Annotated in this window: 13 protein-coding genes; 11 read left to right on the top strand and 2 right to left on the bottom strand. The window is 71.2% G+C overall.

The window, feature by feature from the left end; translation table 11 throughout:
* Window positions 1-59: 59 nt before the first annotated feature.
* On the bottom strand, window positions 60-2912 hold the full coding sequence (locus ABZ795_RS02735) for a BTAD domain-containing putative transcriptional regulator (protein WP_357528246.1): 2853 nt from the start codon (window positions 2910-2912) through the stop codon (window positions 60-62).
* A gap of 199 nt (window positions 2913-3111) precedes the next feature.
* On the opposite strand from ABZ795_RS02735, the gene ABZ795_RS02730 reads away from it, so the two are divergent.
* Complete coding sequence (locus ABZ795_RS02730) at window positions 3112-4077, top strand: LuxR C-terminal-related transcriptional regulator (RefSeq protein WP_357528244.1); 966 nt, start codon at window positions 3112-3114, stop codon at window positions 4075-4077.
* A 41-nt stretch (window positions 4078-4118) separates the two neighbouring features.
* On the opposite strand, the gene ABZ795_RS02725 is transcribed toward ABZ795_RS02730, so the two are convergent.
* A complete protein-coding gene (locus ABZ795_RS02725; RefSeq protein WP_357528242.1) occupies window positions 4119-5306 on the bottom strand; it encodes a GNAT family N-acetyltransferase in 1188 nt (395 codons plus the stop codon).
* A gap of 445 nt (window positions 5307-5751) precedes the next feature.
* Here ABZ795_RS02725 and ABZ795_RS02720 point away from each other — a divergent pair, with 445 nt between their 5' ends.
* Genes ABZ795_RS02720 through ABZ795_RS02675 form a run of 10 tightly spaced genes read left to right on the top strand, consistent with a single transcriptional unit; the run spans window position 5752 to window position 18492 of the window.
* Window positions 5752-7038, top strand: coding sequence for a SidA/IucD/PvdA family monooxygenase (locus ABZ795_RS02720; RefSeq protein WP_357528240.1), 1287 nt, complete (start codon window positions 5752-5754; stop codon window positions 7036-7038).
* Window positions 7038-7403, top strand: coding sequence for a cupin domain-containing protein (locus ABZ795_RS02715; RefSeq protein ID WP_357528239.1), 366 nt, complete (start codon window positions 7038-7040; stop codon window positions 7401-7403). The genes ABZ795_RS02720 and ABZ795_RS02715 overlap by 1 nt, the downstream gene beginning before the upstream one ends.
* A 1-nt stretch (window position 7404) precedes the next feature.
* Complete coding sequence (locus ABZ795_RS02710; protein ID WP_357528237.1) at window positions 7405-9027, top strand: class I tRNA ligase family protein; 1623 nt, start codon at window positions 7405-7407, stop codon at window positions 9025-9027.
* 1 nt (window position 9028) lies between these two features.
* A complete protein-coding gene (locus ABZ795_RS02705) occupies window positions 9029-10186 on the top strand; it encodes an FAD-dependent oxidoreductase (protein WP_357528236.1) in 1158 nt (385 codons plus the stop codon).
* On the top strand, window positions 10183-11532 hold the full coding sequence (locus tag ABZ795_RS02700; protein WP_357528234.1) for an ATP-grasp domain-containing protein: 1350 nt from the start codon (window positions 10183-10185) through the stop codon (window positions 11530-11532). Before ABZ795_RS02705 ends, ABZ795_RS02700 begins: the two co-directional genes overlap by 4 nt.
* Window positions 11529-12566: a methyltransferase gene (locus ABZ795_RS02695; protein ID WP_357528232.1), complete on the top strand. Its 1038-nt coding sequence runs from the start codon at window positions 11529-11531 to the stop codon at window positions 12564-12566. The genes ABZ795_RS02700 and ABZ795_RS02695 overlap by 4 nt, the downstream gene beginning before the upstream one ends.
* Complete coding sequence (locus tag ABZ795_RS02690) at window positions 12563-15907, top strand: amino acid adenylation domain-containing protein (RefSeq protein WP_357528231.1); 3345 nt, start codon at window positions 12563-12565, stop codon at window positions 15905-15907. Before ABZ795_RS02695 ends, ABZ795_RS02690 begins: the two co-directional genes overlap by 4 nt.
* A 26-nt stretch (window positions 15908-15933) precedes the next feature.
* Window positions 15934-16695 carry an alpha/beta hydrolase gene (locus ABZ795_RS02685; protein WP_357528230.1) on the top strand — a complete coding sequence of 254 codons (762 nt, stop codon included), beginning with the start codon at window positions 15934-15936 and terminating at the stop codon, window positions 16693-16695.
* Complete coding sequence (locus tag ABZ795_RS02680; RefSeq protein WP_357528228.1) at window positions 16692-18092, top strand: FAD-binding oxidoreductase; 1401 nt, start codon at window positions 16692-16694, stop codon at window positions 18090-18092. The genes ABZ795_RS02685 and ABZ795_RS02680 overlap by 4 nt, the downstream gene beginning before the upstream one ends.
* 49 nt (window positions 18093-18141) lie before the next feature.
* A complete protein-coding gene (locus ABZ795_RS02675) occupies window positions 18142-18492 on the top strand; it encodes a hypothetical protein (RefSeq protein WP_357528226.1) in 351 nt (116 codons plus the stop codon).
* The last annotated feature ends 50 nt before the right edge of the window (window positions 18493-18542 follow it).

Genomic DNA, 18542 nt, shown 5'->3' with positions numbered 1-18542 from the left:
GTGCCCGGCCGGTCATGCCCCGTCAACCAGGGGTGGTCGGGGTCGCCGGCCTCCGGCGGTCAGCACCGTGACCGGGCGGGCACCTTATCGAGCTTGCCCAACTTCCCTCTCACCTGCGCGGCATCCGGGTGGTGGAACTCGTCGAAGATCGTCAACGCCGCCGTCCAGGCGGCGCGGGCCGCGGCAGGCTCGGCCACCGCGTGATGAAGATCACCTAGCTGGTGCAGGGCCTCGGCCTCATAGTGCCGGTCACCGAGTTCCCGCCACAACCGCACGGCGTCCCGATAGTTGGCCAGGGCCTGGCGGGGTTGGTCGCCGAGCTGATGGATGTAGCCGAGACTGTCCCTGATGTGGGCCTCGCCGTCCTCGTCACCCGTCTCCCGCGCCAACGCCAGCGCCTCGGCGCAGTAGGTCAGGGCCGCCCGGTACCCGCCGAGCTTGGCATGGAACCAGCCCAGGGCGTTCAGGGCATCCGCCAGCCCGATCCGGTCGTCGCACCGCTGGAACAGTTCCACCGCCTGTCGTACGTGGGGCAGGGCCTCCTGATGGCGTCCCTGCTGCTCGCACAGCCAGGCGAAGTTGAGCCGGGTACGCGCCTGACCCTGCCGGTCCCCGACCCTGGTGAACAACGTCAGTGCCGCTGTCAGATGCGACCGGGCCTCCGGCCGTTGCAGCCGGACGGCCGCCCGGCCGAGTCCTCGGTGGGCCAGGGCCAGGGCCCGTTCGTCGCCGAGCCGGCGGGCCGCCGCTAGCGCCCGGGTCTGGATCGCCGCCGAGTCGTGCCAGCGTCCGCGCCGGTCCAGATAGGTGGTCATCGCCCAGGCCAGTTGCCAGACATGAGTGTCGAATCCCTGGCCGGCCGCCGGTTCCAGGGCGGCCAGCAGAACGGTCTGTTCCTCGGTGAACCAGCGCAGGGCGGCCTGCCGGTCGGTCATCCGCTCCGGACTCACCCCCGCTGTGGCCGGTACCGGGGTGATCGGCTCCCGGGAGGGGCTGAGCAGTCGGTCGGCGCCGTGGGCACTGAGCACCAGGTGGTCGAGGAGTCGGCGTACCGCGGCCCGGCGGGCCGCCTCACCCTCGTGCCTGTGGGTCAGCTCCACGGCGTAGGCGCGGAGCAGATCGTGCAGTACGTGCCGGCCGGGGGCCTGCTCACTGATCAGGCTGCTGTTGACCAGAGTCGCGATCAGCCGGTCGGCATGGGCCCGGGGGACACCGACCAGGCTGGCCGCCGCCGGTACGGTCACCTCCGGTCCGGGATGCAGACCGAGGAGCCGGAACATGCCGGCGGTGGCCGGGTCCAGCACCTGGTAGGAGTGGGAGAAGACCGCCCGTACGTCGACCTGCCGTTCCTGAACGCTGAAGGCGTCCAGGCCGTCGCGGGCGGTGTCCAACCGGGCCACCAGCGCGGACAGCGGGAACCGGGTCTGGTTGGCGGCCCGGGCCGCCGCGATCGACAACGCCAGCGGCAGACCGGCGCACTGCTGGATCAGCTGATCGGTCGCCGTGGGCTCGGCGCTCAGCCGCCCGGCGCCCAGCCGCCCTACGAGCAGTTTCCGGGACTCCTGGGCGGTCATCAGGTCCAGGTCGATCAGGGTGGCGGCATCGGTGGCCATCAGACCGGTCATCCGGTTGCGGCTGGTCACCAGCACCAGGCAGCCGCAGGAGCCGGGCAGCAACTGCCGGACCTGCTCGGCGTCGCGGGCGTTGTCCAGCAGGATCAGCAGCCGCCGGGTGGACAGCAGGGTCCGGAACATCGCGGACCGGGCATCGAGGCCGGCCGGCACCTGCTCCGGCGGCACTCCCAGTCCGTGCAGCAGGGTCTGGAGCACGGCCGCCGGCTCCGCCACCGCCCCGAACTGGTCGTATCCCCGCAGGTTGACGTAGAGCTGCCCGTCCGGGAACCGGCCGCGTACCCGGTGGGCCCAGTGCACCGCCAGGGCCGTCTTGCCCACCCCCGCCATGCCGGCGATCACCGCCACCGGGCTGGTCCTGGTGGCCGTCTCGCAGCCCTGGGACAGCAGTCCGTCCAGGCGGGCCAGGTCCGCCTGTCGGCCGACGAATCCCGGTACGGGATGGGGGAGCTGGGCCGGTACGGGCAGCCGGAGGCCGGTCAACGGCGCCGCCGTGCCGACCGAGGGCCCCGGCTCGTGGATCACCAGTGTCGGATCGGCGGCCAGGATCTGCTGGTGCAGTCGGTGCAGGTCGGCCCCCGGCTCCACCCCCAGACCGTCCAGGGTGTGCCGCCGTACGTCATGGAAGGTCATGATCGCCTCGGCCTGGCGGCCGGAGCGGTACAGCGCGACCATCAGTAGACACCACAGCCGCTCCCGGTACGGGTGGTCGGCGACCAGTTGGCGTAACTCCCCGACCACGGCCAGGTGCCGCCCGAGGTTCAGGTCGAGCTCGATGCGCTCCTCCAGCGCCGCCAACCTGCGCTCGTCCAGCAGGGTGCGTTCGGCGTCGAGGGCCGGACTGGTCAGCCCGGCGCAGAAGGGGCCCCGCCAGCGGCGCAGGGCGGAGTGCAGGGCGGTGGCCGCGGCCGAGGTGTCTCCGCTGTCGCGGGCCGTCCGCGCCGCGGCCACCTCCCGCTCGAAGTCCACCAGGTCCAGTCCGCCGGGGGCCACCGCCAGGCGGTATCCGGAGCCGGTCCAGGTCAGGAAGGTCGACGGACCCCGCTTCTGCGGTGTCGGGTCGAGGACCCGCCGCAGGGCGGAGATGTGTTTCTGTAGTAAATTCACTGCATACGCTGGCGGGGTCGAACCCCAGATCCCGGTGATGAGCCGGTCTCGTTCGACCACCTTGTCGGCATGCAGCAGGAGCACGGCCAGCACCACCTGCCGCTGCACAGGCCCCAGGTCGAGTCGCCGCTCATCACACCAGACGCGCAACGGGCCCAGCACCTCGAAGCGCATGCCCTGATCCGCGATCGCCCGTCACCGCCTCCGTGAGGATCTCGCCGGGTGCCCATTCTGGTCCACGCGGGCGAACTCCAGAGGTCACTCCAGGGGTAGCTCCAGCGGCAACTTCTACCCTACCGACAAGTGGACCGTCCAGGACCCGACCGGACGGCGGCGACGAAGCCGGTCAGCTTGTTGGGGAAAAGGGGTATGGATGAAGACCTGTCTGGCGGAAGTCCTCTCCGCGGAGGCGGCCGCGCTCTACCAGCGCCTGTTGGCCGCCGGCACGTTGCCTCTGCACGAGGAGCCCATGCTGCGTGACGCCGGGCCGACCCGGGAGCTGATCGAGCGGGGCTTCGCCCGGGAGCGGCATGTGGGGCGGCCGGAGTTGGTGCCGGTCGAACCGGTGCGGGCCATGGACAACGCGATACTGCTCATCCAACGGCAGATCACCGATCGGTACGAGGGCCTGCTGCGGGTACGCGAAGAGGTCGAAGCCCTGCAGCAGCACTATCTCGGCGCCAAGGACTGGGGTCGGCTGCCGGAGGACCGGATCCGGGTGTTGACCGACGGGGCGGAGATCGGTGCCCTCTCGGTCGAGCTGTGCCTGTCGGCCCGCCGGGACGTCATGAGCATCGAGACGGAGCACTTCAACCGGCCACCCGACCCGCAGTCGGTCCGCCGGCCCCCGGCCGCCGCCGTGGCCCGAGGGGTGACCTTCCGCAACATCTACACCAGAGGAGTCCTGGACCTGCCCGGCTCCGCGCAGATGTTGCGGGCCTCGGTCGAGGCCGGTTGGCAGTGCCGCATCTATCCCGAGCTGCCGATGAAGATGGTGCTGGTCGACGGGCAGACGGCGCTGCTGCCGCTGGGCCCGACCGGCATGGAAGGCGCCATGCTGGTGCGTACCCCGGTCATCGCCTCGGCGCTCCGGACCTTTTTCGACCTGCTGTGGCATCGGGCGGTGCCGGTGACCGGCACCCGTGAGCGGCTCAGTTCCGAACAGGACCAGGTGCTGCGGCTGCTACTCACCGGCATGATCGACAAGGCGATCGCCCGGCACCTGGGCATCAGTGAGCGCACCGTACGCCGTCATGTCGGTGCCCTCATGCAGCGCCTGGGCGCGAACAACCGGGTGACCCTGGCCGCCACGGCCGTACGCGAGGGCTGGGCCGACTGACTCCGGCCGCGCGCCACCGACGGCCCTGGTCGTCGGCGCGGCTATCGGGGCGGAAACACACACGGCACCGCCCGGGGGAACAGGGCCCGCAACTGGGTGACCGCCTCGTCGGAGAAGGTGCCGAACCCTCGGGCCAGCACCTCGACCGGATCGAGCACACCGTAGACCAGCCCGGAGAATCCGGCCGCGGTGAGCACGGCCGACACCGGCCCGGGATCGGGCTCCACCACCAGTCGTCCGTCGACGGCCTCGAGGTGGTACTCGCCGGCCAGGAAAGGGTCGTCGACCACCTCGATGCCGACCCGACCCGCCCCGACCTCCAGCCCGCGCAGACCCTCGACGCTGAGGACCCGGGCCATCGGGGGTGGGGCGCAGGGAAAGGAGAGCACGGTCTCGACTCGGGCGGTCAGGTCGTCCAGCCACAGTTCGGGCAGCTCATCGGCGGGGACGGTCAGCACCACCTCGGAGACCTGGTCGATGTGGTGGGCGAAGAACCTCAACAGCAGGGCCCGCCCGAAGGGATCCGTGGTCAGTAGGTCGTCCGCGCGTAGCTGTCCACCCTGGCCGTCGATCCGGTAGGTCAGCATGCCGACGATGTCACCGTCGCGGCGGGCGGTCACCAGCCAGCGGGTGCCGGCGTCGCGGCCGGCTGCGCTCTGCTGCTCCGGCGGCAGCGCGAAACCGTGCCGCCGGTGCAGCAGCCGGCGCAGGAACCCCCGGTATTCGTCGAACCCCTCGGCGTACGGCTGCCAGGTGACCTCGCCGGGCAGTTCCGCCTTCAACAGTGGTGCGCAGTCCTCCGGCCGGAAGGTGACCGTCCGGGGTTTCGGCAGGTTGACGTAGCCGAACCGGGCGTAGAACGAGGACCGGAAGGGGTACAGGGCGGTCACCGCGTGCCCCCGCCGGCGCATCTCATCGAGCAGGTGGTGGAGCAGGTCCCGGCTGTGACCCCGGCGCCGGGCCAGGGGATGGGTGGCGACCCAGGCGACACCGGCCATGTCGAGCACCCGGCCGCGCAGGTTCTGCCACATCGGGATGGCCGAGGCCGCAGCCGCGACCAGACCCTCGTCCTCCACGATCATGGTGCAGTTGCCCTCGTGGTACGGCAACGCCGCGCGAAGCTGCTCCTCGGTCGTCGGGGTCGGGGAGGGGCCGAAGGCGTACGACTGCAACGGGAAGGAGGTGCGCAGTCGTTCGTCGCCGAGCACCTCACGGATCTTCACCGGCACCCGTCCCAGGTGAGTCGCCGACCGGGGCGGCTCCGCTGCCACTCGTACGGCCGGGGTGAACCTGCCGCGGTCACGGCCGTCCCCTCCGCCGTGGCCGGACCGACCTGCCGGCCGCTCGGCCCTGCGGTTGGTGCGGGCATGTCGCCTCCTCCTGCTGCCATCGCGGGCGGCATTCCGGCCCCGCGAAAACGGTACGGAAATCATGTACCGAGATACGGCTGTCGATGCGGCCGGTTACGGCAACCGACCGGCACCGGCCACCGAAATCGCCATTAGGAGGCGCCGGTCTCCGCCCGGATGTCCTCGATAGGCCACTGGCCGACTTCGCCATATCGGCGCCGCCCGCCGATGTGTTTCTCTGGTGGCCGTCGATACCCGTGATCGGGAGTCACCCGTCGGCAACCCGCAACCAAAGGGAGCAGATGTGGCGCACCAAGAGGTAGATGTGCTGGCAGTTGGTGCCGGCCCGGCCAACCTGGCCCTGGCAGTGGCAATCGAGGAGTCCGGACACACCGGCCTGGCTGCCAACACGCTCCTGATTGAGCAGCACGCGGACATCAAGTGGCAGCGCGGACTGCTGTTGCCCGGGGCGCGCAGTCAGGTCTCCTTCATCAAGGACCTGGTCACCCTCCGGAATCCGCGCAGTGATTTCTCATTCCTGAACTTCATGCACAGCAAGCGGCGGCTGGACGAATTCGTCAACCTGTCCACCTTCTACCCGTACCGCAGCGAGATCTCCGAATACCTGGCCTGGGTGGCGGATTCCCTGCGTCAGGTCCGGGTGCGGTACAACGCCCGGTGCGCGAGCATCGCCGTCAACCGGGACGCCGACGGAGCCCCACACGACTGGACGGTGACCCTGGCCGGGGGAGACACCATCACCTGCCGTGACCTCGTCATCGGGGTGGGGCGGGAGCCCCAGGTGCCGGAGGTGTTCCGGCAGCTGCCCACCGACAAGGTCATCCACAGCAGCCGCTACTGCGCCGGGATCGCCGAACTCGACCGCGAACGGCCGTACCGGGTGGCGGTCGTCGGTGGCGCACAGAGCGCCGCCGAGATGTTCTACGCCGTGCACGAGGATCTGCCCGCCAGTCGACCCACCATCCTGCTGCGGTCGGTCGGCTTCCAGAACTACCAGACCAGCAAATTCGTCAACGAGTTGTTCTACCCGTCCTTCGTGGACGAGTTCTTCGACTGTGACCAGGAGTCACGGCGTCAGATCCTGGACGAAATGCGCATCACCAACTACGCCGGCCTGGCCCCGCCCTTCCTCGACGAGTTGTACGCGATGCTGTACCGCCAGCGCCTCAACGGCGACGACCGGTCCCGGGTGATGACCCTGACCGAGATCGTCACCGCCCGGCAGGACGGCGAGGAGATCGTCCTCGAACTGAGCGACCGACGGACCAGAAAGATCACCGAATTGCGCTGCGACCTGGTGCTGCTGGGCACCGGTTACCGCAACGAGCCCTCCCCGTTGTTCCGGCAGCTCGAACCGCAGTTGGGAATCGATCCCGTCGGAGTGTCCCGGAACTACCGGGTGGAGATCGACAACGCCCCTTGGGGTGCCATCTACCTCCAGGGGACCAACGAGGAGACTCACGGCATCGCCGACTCCCTGATCAGTGTGCTGGCACACCGGTCGGCGGAGATCGTCGAGGACATGGTGGCCCGGCGTACCGCCTCCGGGCAGCGCCTCGGCACCCCCCAGCCGGCCGGTCGGGGGGCGTGATGGAGATCCGCCGATTCGATCAGGGCAGACTGGCCAGCGGGTACGGCCTCAACTACGAACTGCTCCTGCCGTGGCCCGAGCTGAACGCCCCCTTCGAGGGGGCCTGGTGCGTGGTGCCCCCGGGCGGCGCCGCGACGGCGCACGCCCACCACGAGTACGAGATCTTCATCGGTCTGGTCGGCCGCGGGGAGATCATCGTCGACGGGCAGCGCAGCGACTTCACGGCCGGCGACATCGTCCGCCTGGCCCCCGGATCCCACCACCAGGTGACCAATCCCGGTGATCGGGAGTTCACCTACTACGCCATCTGGTGGGACACCGACATGGCCGCCCGCTTCACCGACCGGCACCGGGCGGAGGGCTGAGATGGCACGCAGCATCGTCATCGTCCCCGCGCCGACCGCCAACGGCGACCTGCATGTCGGTCACCTCTGCGGGCCCTTCCTGGCCGCCGACGTCTACGCCCGGTACCGCCGGGCGGCCGGTGTCCGGACCCTGTTCGGCAGCGGGGTGCAGGAGACCCAGACCTTCGTGGTCTCCACCGCACGCCGGCTGGGGATCGCCCCGGAATCGCTGACCGAACGGGCCGAGGAACAGGTCCGCAGCTCACTGGCCGCGCTGGGTATCTCCATCGACGGATTCGCCCCGGGAGACAAGGGATTCCGCGACTTCCTCTGCGAGTTCCTCGGCCGACTGCACGCCGAGGGGGTGTTCGAGCTACGCCGGATGTCCTTTCCCTACCTGCCTCGCACGGGGGAGTACCTGATGGAGGCGTACGTCCAGGGGATCTGCCCGACCTGCCTGGCGGACAGCTGCGGCGGAGTCTGCGAGAGCTGCGGTCACCACATCAACCCCGGGGAACTGCGGGAACCGCGCTCCACCGAACACCCCGACGAGGAGTTGACCGTACGGTCGGCGGAGATCCTGGTGCTGCCCCTGGAGCGCTACCGGGAACGGTTGCGGGCCCACTACCTCAGGCCGGAGACGGTGATGCGGCCGCACATGCGGCAGGCCCTGGGGGAGATGCTGAGTCGACCGTTGCCGGACTTCCCGATCACCTTCCCGACCGGTTGGGGGGTGCCCGCCCCCTTCCCGGAGGTGCCGGGTCAGGCGATCAACCCCGCCGTCGAGGCGATCCCGGCCGGGATCCACACCGCCGCGGTCGCCGCCGCGGCGACCGGCCACCCTCCGCAGGCCGTCGACGACCTCTGGCTGGCCGACGGTGTCACCGAGGTCGTCTATTTCATGGGCTTCGACAACACCCACCCGTTCGCCCTGGTCGGGGTAGCCCTGTTGATGGCCTTCGGTGACCGGTACCTGCGTCCCACCATGCTGACCAACGAGTTCTACGAGTTGGAGCACGAGAAGTTCTCCACCAGCCGGGGGCATGTGGTCTGGGCCCAGGAACTGGCCGCCGAAACCCCGCGTGACATCGGCCGCTTCTACCTCGCCAGCACCAGCCCGGAACACCAGCGGACCAACTTCAGTCGATCCGCCCTGGCCACCCTGGCCGGCACCCGACTGATCCAGCCCTGGAACCGGTTGGCCGAGGCCCTGAACCGGTGGTACGACGCACAGAATCCACCTGCCGGGTGGACGCTGCCGGTCAGTCCGGCCGGCCGAACCGCCGCCGCCACCATGATCAGCCGGTGCACCGGGCAGGCCGAACTGTCCCACTACAGCCTGAACCGGATCGCCGAGACGATCACCGCCCAACTGGCCCGCCTGGCCGAACTGGCTGCCCGATTCGAGTCCGGCGACCAGCCCGCCACATCGGAGCGGGCCGGCGACCTTTACCACGAGGTGGAGACCTTCCTGCGCGCCGCCGCGCCGGTCCTGATCGACCTCGCCGACGAGGTGCTGGGCGCGACCGCACCCCACCTGCTCGACGGGGCCGCCGAGGCCCGGCAGGTGCACCCCCGCCGGCTGCCCCGGCTGGCCGACCTGGAGGTGGCCGCCCCGCAGCGGCCCGCCCCGCCGGCGGCCTGAGATGCCGGCCGCCACCCCGACCGGACGGCGGGTGCTGATCGTGGGGGCCGGTGTGGTCGGGCTCCTCACCGCGCTGGAGTGCGCCCGTCGCGGCGACGAGGTGACCGTGCTGGACCAGGGCCCCATCCCCAACCCGGCGGCGGCCTCCTTCGACCAGCACCGGGTCGTTCGCGCCCTGCACCTGGGCGACCCGGCGGCCACCCGGGCGGCGGCCGTCCTGCCCGCACGCTGGACGGAACTGCAACGTCTGCTGGCCACCCCGATCTATCGCCGGGTGGGTGTCCTGGTCGTCCAGTCGCTCACCGAGGCGACCGACAACCTGCGCCTGATGCATGCCGCCGGGATCGAGGGCGAACTGCTGGGGCCCCGGCAACTGCGGCAACGGCTCGAGCATCTGATCTTCCCGGCGCAGGCCGCCGGTCTGCTGGAGCCGGAGGCCGGGGTGCTGCTGGCCCGTCGGGTGTTGACGGGGACGACCCGGTGGCTGCGGCAGCACCACGGGGTGCGGCTGCTGCCGTACCACCGGGTGGTCGAGGTGGATCCCGCCGCCGCCACGGTCACCCTGGCCGGGGGGTCGAGCCTCGCCGGTGACCTGCTCTTCGTGGCGGCGGGGGCCTGGTCCCGGTCGCTGCTGGCCGGGCTGCTCCCGACACCGGTGACCCTGTACCGGCAGAGCATGCTCTACCGGCGGCCCGACCCGGCGGAGTCGACCGCCTGGGACTCGACCCCGGTGGTGCTGTTGCGCACCGGCCCGCAGGCCGGAGGCTGGCTGCTGCCCCCCGGGGCCGACACCGACCTGAAGGTGAGCACTCAGGCGGTGTGCCGGCCGGTCGAGCGGATCGGCTCCCGGCGTACCCCGCCGTCGCGGCGCCGGGTGCTGAGCCACCTGCTCAGCTCGATGGTGGCCGGCGGGACGGGACCCGCACCCCTGCGAACCCGGGAGTGCTACTACCTGGCCGACCAGGCCACCGGCGGTGCCCTCCTGGCCACTCTGGGCCCCTCCTCGTCGCCGACCTGGGCGTACGCGGCCTGCGGCGGTGGCGGATTCAAAGCCGCACCCCTGATCGCCGAGAAGGTCGCCGGGCTGCGCGCACCCCCACCCGGCCTGGACACCTCCCGCAGACGGGGCACGGCACATCATCGGAAGGAAGCGGTATGAAACCCCATGACGGGATGCTGCTCGTGGTTGGCAGCGGACTGAGCGTCTACCGGGAGTACCTGGTCTCCTCGGCGTCCCGCCGGGCGCGGGAGGCCGGCTACGACCTCTGGCTCATCAACGGCACCACCCCCACCTGGCAGCGGCCCTACCTGGCCGGCTGGACGGTGACGAACGTCCACGACCATGACAACCTGGCCGCCACCGCCCGGAAGCTGGCCGCCACCCATCGGGTCGTCGGGGTGCTCTGCTGGGACGAGCCCCTGGTGCTGCCCAGCGCCATGATCGCCGCCGAGCTGGGCCTGCCCGGCCTGGGCATCGACGGAGTCCTGGGCTGCCGGGACAAGCACCGCACCCGCCAACTGCTGCACGCAGCCGGGCTGACCCAACCCGCGCACGGGTACGCCACCAGCCCGGCCCAGGCCCGCGAGCTGGCCGCCTCGATCGGCTACCCGGTCGTGGTCAAACCCCGGGCCCTGGGCGCCAGCATCGGGGTGGTGCTGGCGCAGGACCAGGCCGAACTGGACCGCGCCTACCAGGTGGCGGCGCAGACCAGCCTCGCCGGTGACCAGCCCTACCAGGGGGGCGCCCTGATCGAGGAGTACCTGGACGGTCCCGAGGTCAGCATCGACGGAGTCGTCGTCGACGGCGACTACCGTCCGATGTACCTGGCCCGTAAGCAGACCGGGTGGGAGCCGTACTTCGAGGAGATCGGCCACGTCGTCGACCCCGCCGACCCGCTGCTGGCCGATCCCGCGCTGCGGGAACTGCTGGCGGTCAGCCACCGGGTGCTCGGCATCGGCTACGGGATGACCCACACGGAGGTCAAGCTGACCCGCCGGGGCCCGGTGATCGTCGAGGTCAACGGGCGCCTCGGTGGCGACCTCATCCCGTACCTCGGCAAGCTGGCGACCGGGATCGACCCCGGTGAGGTGCTGGTGGAGGTGGCGACCGGCAACCAGCCCCAGTTCACCGTCGAACACCACAGGGCGGCCGGGATCCGGTTCGGCTACCCCCCGTACGACTGCCGGGTCACCGAGCTGTCCCTGCCGCAACCGGACCCGGCGGCCGGCCTGGTCTCCGCCGTGGCCATGGTCGGACCCGGCACCGAACTTCGCCTGCCACCCGGCGGCTACATCGCCCGGCACTCCTTCGTGGTCTGCACGGCGGCCGATCCGGACACCTGCACCACCCGGCTGGGACAGGCGATCGACCGGGTGCGGCTGGCGGCCGAACCCCTGCCCCCACCGCCGGAGGGGACCCCATTCCAGATGCCGGCCGGACTGCTCGACGTCGAGGACGACGGAGCACCGGAACCACTGACCGACGCTGTCCGGGAGCGACTGTGACCCCCCAGATCGAGCAGGCCATCTACGGCCTGGTCTCCACCCCCGTGCTGCACCTCGTCGACCGGCACGACATCCTCACCTGCCTGATCAAGAACGGACCCCTGCCCGCCGGTGCGGTCGCCGACCAGTTGGGTCTCGACGGTGACACCGTCCAGCGGCTGCTGCTGGTCTGTGTGGCGTTCGGGGTCGTACGACGTGACCCGGCCGGTGCGTACCGCCTGACCGAGGAGGCCCTTCCGCTGTTCGACCGGGGCAACCCCCGGTACATCGGCGGTTTCGTCGAGCACCTGACGATCGGGGCAGCCGAACGGATGCAGCGGCTGGAGGAGTACCTGCGTCGGGGCAAGGCCGAGGTGGACGCCACCCGGGAGGGCCCGTACGACATCTTCTACCGCGACGAGGAGTCCACCCGGGAGTTCATGGACGCCATGTGGCACCTCAGCCACGGGGTGTCCAAGGAACTGGCCGCCCTGGCCGCCCTGCCCGCCGCCGGCCTGCTGGTGGACGCGGGAGGCGCCAACGGACCCTTCGCGGCCGCCGCGCTACAGCAGTCTCCCGGGCTGCGGGCGGTCGTGTTCGACCTGCCGCCGGTACGTCCCCACCTGATCCGGGCGGGGCTGGCCGCCGGGGTGGCCGACCGGCTGGACTTCGTGGCCGGTGACTTCTTCACCGAGAACCTGCCGCCCGGTGATCTGGTCTCGCTGGGCTACGTGATGTCCAACTGGCCGGACGAGGAGTGCCTGCACATCCTGCGCAACGCCTACCGGGCGTGTGCCGTGGGCGGTCGGGTCCTGGTGATGGATCGACTGTTCGCCGACGATCACACCGGTCCGTTGGCGACCTCGGTGATGAACCTGCTCATGCAGTTGGAGACCCGGGGACGGCACCGGACGGTGGCCGAGTACCTCGCCCTGCTGACGGCGGCCGGCTTCACCGACTGCACGGTGCGACGGTCCACCGGCGACAAGCACCTGATCATCGGTCACAAGGCCGGTGACCCGCGCGACCGGTCCGGGGGAGACGAGGGGGCATGACACCGACCTTCGACCCGCGGCGACACGGCATCCACCTGCTCGGTCGGCCCGAGGTGATCGCCGATCCCACCGGCTACTTCGACGCCGTCGCCGAACTCGGTCCCCTCTTCTACGACACGGTGGCCCGGGTGTGGGTGTGCTCCGGGTACGCCGAGGCCGCGGAGATCCTCTCCGATCACCGGCGGTTCCGTTCGGCCCGGATCCACTCCGCGCAGACCCTGACCTCGCGCGGGCTGTCGGAATTCGCCGGAGTCGGCGGGATGCTGCTGGAACAGATGATCTTCATGGATCCGCCCGATCAGGTCGAGATCAGAGCGGCGGTACGCGACCAGTTCGCCCCCTCCAGAGTGCGCCAGCGCGACCCGGAGCTGCGGGACATCGCCACCGCGATGGTCGAGGCCCTGCCGGAGCGTGGTGAGGTGGACCTGGTCGAGGACTTCGCCCAGCGGCTGCATGTCGCCTTGGCGGAGACCCTGCTGGCGGTCACCGGTCAGCCGCAGCGGCTGGTCGCCTGGGCCGACGCCTACGGTCGGCTCATCGGCAGCCTCTCCACCCTGCCGAACCTGCGGGACCGTGCGGTGCTGCCGGTCCTCGACGAGGCCATGGCCTACTTCCGGGCCGAGGCGCAGCGACGGCTCACCGAACCCGGACCGGACCTGGTCAGCTCCCTGGCGCAGGCCCTGGCCGGTCGCCCCCGCAGCTCGAACCGGGACACCGAGTACGGTCTGGAGACCGTCGCGGCCAACTGTGTCGTCTTCACCGCCGGCGGCTACCAGACCCTCACCCACCTGGTCTGCACCGGGCTGCTGCACCTGGCCGCCCACCCCGACCAGCAGGCCCTGCTGCGGGACCGCCCAGAACTGATCGACCAGGCCATCGACGAGTTCATGCGGATCGACGGCTCCAGTCAGTACCTGGCCCGCCAGGTGGCCGAGGATCTGGAGCTGGCCGGAGTGGCCCTGCGGGCCGGACAGTCCGTCGTCGTGCTGCCCGGGGCCGCCAACCTGGACCCCCGCAGGTTCACCGACCCCCGAAGGCTGGACATCACCCGCCAGCAGGGCCGACACCTGGGGTTCGGGATGGGCCGGCACCACTGCATCGGCGCACCCTACGCGCAGCGGCTGGCCGGCTGGGCGATCCTGGCCTTCCTGGACCGGTTCCCCCACTACCGGCTGGCCGACCGACCGGACGCCCTGCAGTGGGGTCCGCACGTCAACACCCGCTGCCCGGCCCACGCCTGGACGACGCTGCACCCGACCGACGAACCGGCCCCGGCCGCCGGTGCCGGCCTCGACCGCTTCCCACGGCCGGAACCGGTCGCCCGGATCACCACGGACCCGCAGCCCTCCGGCTGTCCGGTCACCGCAGTCGCGCCGGTCAGCCCGGTCACCCCGGTCGCGCCCGCGACCCCGGGGCAGAGCGCTGACCCGTGGTACGAGCAACTCGTCACCTGGAACGACACTGCCGCGCCGCTGGGGACCCTGCGCCTCTGGCATGAGGTGTTCGCGCACCGGGCCGGGCTCGATCCCGAGGCCGTGGCGGTGCTGGACCGGGGGGTGCCGCACACCTACCGGGAAATCGAGGAGCGGGCCAACGCCCTGGCCCGGGAGCTGCGTACCCGGGGGGTGGAACCGGAGAGGGTCGTCGGGGTGGTCCTGGATCGCTCCGTCGAACTGCTGATCGCCACCCTGGCGATCGGCAAGGCGGGGGGCGCCTTCCTGCTGGCGGAACACACCTGCCCGCCGGAGCGGCTGCGAGTCATGCTCCAGGAGGCCTCGGTGGGGATCGTGTTGACCGATCCCGCCTCGGCGGCCCGGCTGGCGGCGCGGCAACTGGCGGCCGATCTGCTCGTCGTCCCGGGCACCGGTCGGGCACCGACGGCACCGGTGACCGGGGTGGCGCCCGGCAACACCGCGTACGTCGTCTTCACCAGCGGAACCACCGGAAAGCCGAAGGCCATCGCGATCTCCCACGAGGCGGTGGTGAACCTGCACCTGGCGCAGCGGCGGGTGTTCGGCATCCGTCCCTCGGATCGGATCCTGCAGTTCCTGTCGCCCAACTTCGACGGCTGCGTGTTCGACCTGACCATGGCCGCGCTGGGTGGGGCGGTCCTGGTGACCGTGCCGCTGACGGAACTGACCGTCGGGCCGCCCCTGCTGCGCACGATGCGCAGGTACGGGATCACGGTGGCCACCCTCACCCCCTCGGTGTGGGCGGCGCTGGCCCCGGACCCCCTGCCCGACCTGCGAATCGCCGCCGCAGCCGGGGAGCGGCTGCCGGCGGGGGTGCTGCGGCGGTGGGCGGCACCCGGTCGACGGTTCCTCAACCTGTACGGTCCGGCCGAGACGGCGGTGTGGGCGACCTGGCACGAGTGCGACCCGGCCGAGGAGGAGCCGCCGATCGGCCGACCGGTGCCGAACAAGCGGGTGTACCTCCTCGACGAGGCGTTGCGGCCGGTGCCGGTCGGGCAGCCCGGCGAACTGTGCATCGGCGGCCTCGGGGTGGGGCGCTACCTCGGCCAGCCGGAGCTGATGGAGCAGCGGTTCCGGCCCGACCCCTTCGACACCCGGCCGGGGCGGCTGATCTACCGCACCGGGGACATCTGCCGCTGGCGTCCCGAGGGCACCCTGGAGTACCTGGGCCGACGGGACCGGCAGGCGAAGATCAGAGGCCAGCGGGTCGAACTGGACGAGGTCGAGCGGGTTCTCCAGGACGCCCCCGGGGTGCTGCAGTGCAGTGTGGTGGAGCGGGACGGGCAACTGACCGCCCTGGTCGTGCTCGACGGCTCGACCGGGGGCCGGGATCCCGTACCCGGTCGGCAGGAGAAGATCACCGCCCACCTGGCCAGCCGGCTGCACAGCGCCATGATCCCGTCTCGATTCGAGTTCCTCGACGAACTGCCCCGGACCCTTACCGGCAAGACCAGCCACGAGCAGCGGGATCCCGCTGTCCGCGAGCCTCTCCCACCCACCACCGCGAACCCCCCGGCACTTCCGCGAGTCCCGACCCCTGCGGCCCCAGCACCGGCGGACTCGACGCCGACGCCGCCGGCTGCCGTGCCGCCCTCGGCCGACCCGCAGACCTTCACCCGGCTGACCCAACTCACCTGGCGGATCGCCCGGATCTTCGCGACCAGCCTTCAGGTCCCGCAGCACCGGATCAGGGCGGACTCGGACTTCTACTCCCTCGGCGGGGACTCCCTGGCCGGCGCCGAGCTGCTGGCCGCCCTGGAAGCCGAGGCAGGACTGCTGCTCGACGTGGAGGACCTGTTGATCAAACCGACGCCGGAGGGCATCGCCACCCAGCTCATCGGTCGACCCAGGATCGGAGCACCGACATGAGCCCGGTAGCGGTACGACCATCTTTGGTGACCCTGCACGAGCCGCCGAACACCGACACCACCGGGACGGTGGTGCTGGTGCACGGCACCCTGGATCGGGCGGCGAACTTCCGTACGGTGGCCCGTCACCTGCCCCACTGGCGGGTGGTCGGCTGGGACCGGCGGGGCTGGGCCGGCTCCCGCGACCTCGGCGACGAGCACACCACCCTGCGGCACCATGTCGAGGACCTCTGCGAGATCCTCACCGAGATGCCGGGTGCGGTCGTCGCCGGCCACTCCTACGGTGGTCTCGTCGCCCTCTGCGCGGCGGCCCAGCGGCCGGATCTGCCGGCGGCCGTCGTGGCCTTCGAACCACCGATCCGTTGGCTGCCCTGGTGGCAGCCCGAGGTCGAGGCCGGCGGCAGCGGCAGCACCGATCCTGCCGAGGCAGTGCAGTCCGTGCTGCGGCACATCCTCGGTGAGGCGGGCTGGGCCCGGTTGAGCCCGCAGTCGCGGGCCGACCTCCAGCGGCAGGGACCGACCCTGCTGGTGGAGATGGGTGACCCCAGCCAGGACGAGGTGGCCTTCGAGCCGGCGGAGCTGTCCGTACCGGTGGTGGTCGCCGCCGGCACCCGCTCCCTGCCCCACCACCGCGAGGTGGCCCACCGGATCGCCGTGCTCATCCCCCGGGGTGAGTTCGTCAGCATCGCCGGGGCCGGTCACGCGGCGCATGTCAGCCACGCCCGCGAGTTCGCCGGTCTGGTCGACCGGGCCGCCTCGCTGGCCACCGGAGAGGAGCGAGACCAGTGACCGCCGCCCCGATCGCCGAGCGCAGTTGGCGCCGACTGGCCGAGGAACTGACCGGTCGGCTCTGGCTGCCGAACCAGGCACCGTACGAGACCAAGCGGAGCCTGTTCAACAAGCGCTACGCCGATGTCCGCCCGGCCGCGGTGGCCTCCGTGCGGACCGTACAGGACATCCGACACTGCCTGCGGTGGGCCGGGGAGATGAGCCTGCCGGTGGTGGCCCGATCCTCCGGCCACAGCTACGCGGGCTATTCGGTCAACGAGGGCCTGGTGATCGACCTGTCGGCACTGAACACGGTCACCGTGCAGGCCACGACCGGTCTGGTGACGGTAGGCGGCGGCACGACCATGGCGGATCTGTACCCGGTGCTGCAACAGCATCAGGTGGCCTTTCCGGCCGGCAACAGCCCTACGGTCGGCATCGGCGGGCTGACCCTGGGCGGGGGAGTGGCCGCGGTCTCCCGGGCCTTCGGCCTGACCTGTGACTCCCTGGTCGAGACGACCGTGGTCACCGCGCAGGGCGAGGTCCTCAGGTGCGACGCGACCGAGAACGCCGACCTGTTCTGGGCCTGTCGTGGCGGTGGCGGCGGCAACTTCGGGATCAACACCTCCTTCACCTTCCAGGCGCGGGAGGTCCGGGACGTCTCCGTGTTCGCCCTGGTCTGGTCGGCGTCCGACCCGATCGAGCTGCTCACCGTGCTGCAACGGATCGTCGCGCAGGCCCCGGAGGAGTTCTCCACCCGGCTGGGCCTGGACACCAGCGGCTCGGAACCCGGCCAGGCCGGGCAGAACCTCAGAGTTTCCGCGGTGGGCATGTTCCTGGGCCCGGCCGACGAGCTGCGGCAGCTCCTGGCGCCGGCCCTGGAGGTGGCGACCCCGGACCGATGCCACATCGCCGAGATGGACTACTGGGCGGGCGACGAGTTCCTCCGGCACGACACCTCGGCCGACCGGTTCGCCGCGCGTACCCGGGTGACCGGCGAACCGCTGTCCGCGCAGGTGCTGGAGATCCTGGTGTCCCGGCTACGGGACTGGCCGGGCAGCGGCAACCCGGACGGTGCCGGGGTGGGGCTGTTCTCGTGGGGCGGGGCGATGAACCGGATCCCCGCCACGGACACGGCCTTCGTCCACCGCGACGCCCTCTTCCTGGTCTGTATGGACACCTCCTGGACCGGACAGGACCCCCCCGATCAGGTCGCCGCCAACCAGCGGTGGCTGGCGGAGACGTACGCGGCCACCGGCGGGCACCTGCCCCATGCCGCGTACCAGAACTTCACCGACCCCGATCTGCGGGACTGGCAGACGGCCTACTACGGAGTCAACTATCCGCGGCTGGTCGAGGTGAAGCGCCGCCACGACCCGGACGACCTGTTCCGGTTCGACCAGAGCATCGGTTCCTGACAGCGGCTGCCGCAGAGCCCCACAGCAGGTCACCCGAAGGAGGAACGGCATGGCCACCAACCCCCGCATCAGCTACGACGGTCGGCGCTTCCGCAGACCCGAGGAGGTCACCGACAGCGGCGCGCCGACGGCGGTCTACCACCAGCAGGGCGACCTGGTCTGGGCGGAGGTCGCCGGTGGCGAGGTACGCCGTGGCTCCCTGGTCGGCCGGTGCGCCGAGGACGGCACCCTGGCCTTCTCGTACAGCATGGTCCTTCAGGGCGGGGAGGTGATCTCCGGCCGCAGCGTCAGCCGGCCGGAGATCCTCGCCGACGGGCGCATCCGGCTGCACGAGGAGTGGGAGCGATTCGCGCCGCGCGCCAGCGCCGGCACCTCCGCCATCGAGGAGGCGACCTGCTGAGCCCGACCGCCCTCCCACATCCATCCACTGTGTACGGCTACAGGAGGCCG

Source organism: Micromonospora sp. NPDC047134, assembly GCF_040643455.1.
Taxonomy (GTDB): domain Bacteria; phylum Actinomycetota; class Actinomycetes; order Mycobacteriales; family Micromonosporaceae; genus Micromonospora.
Note: the sequence above shows the minus strand (reverse complement) of the source record. Positions and strands in the feature narration are given on the sequence as shown.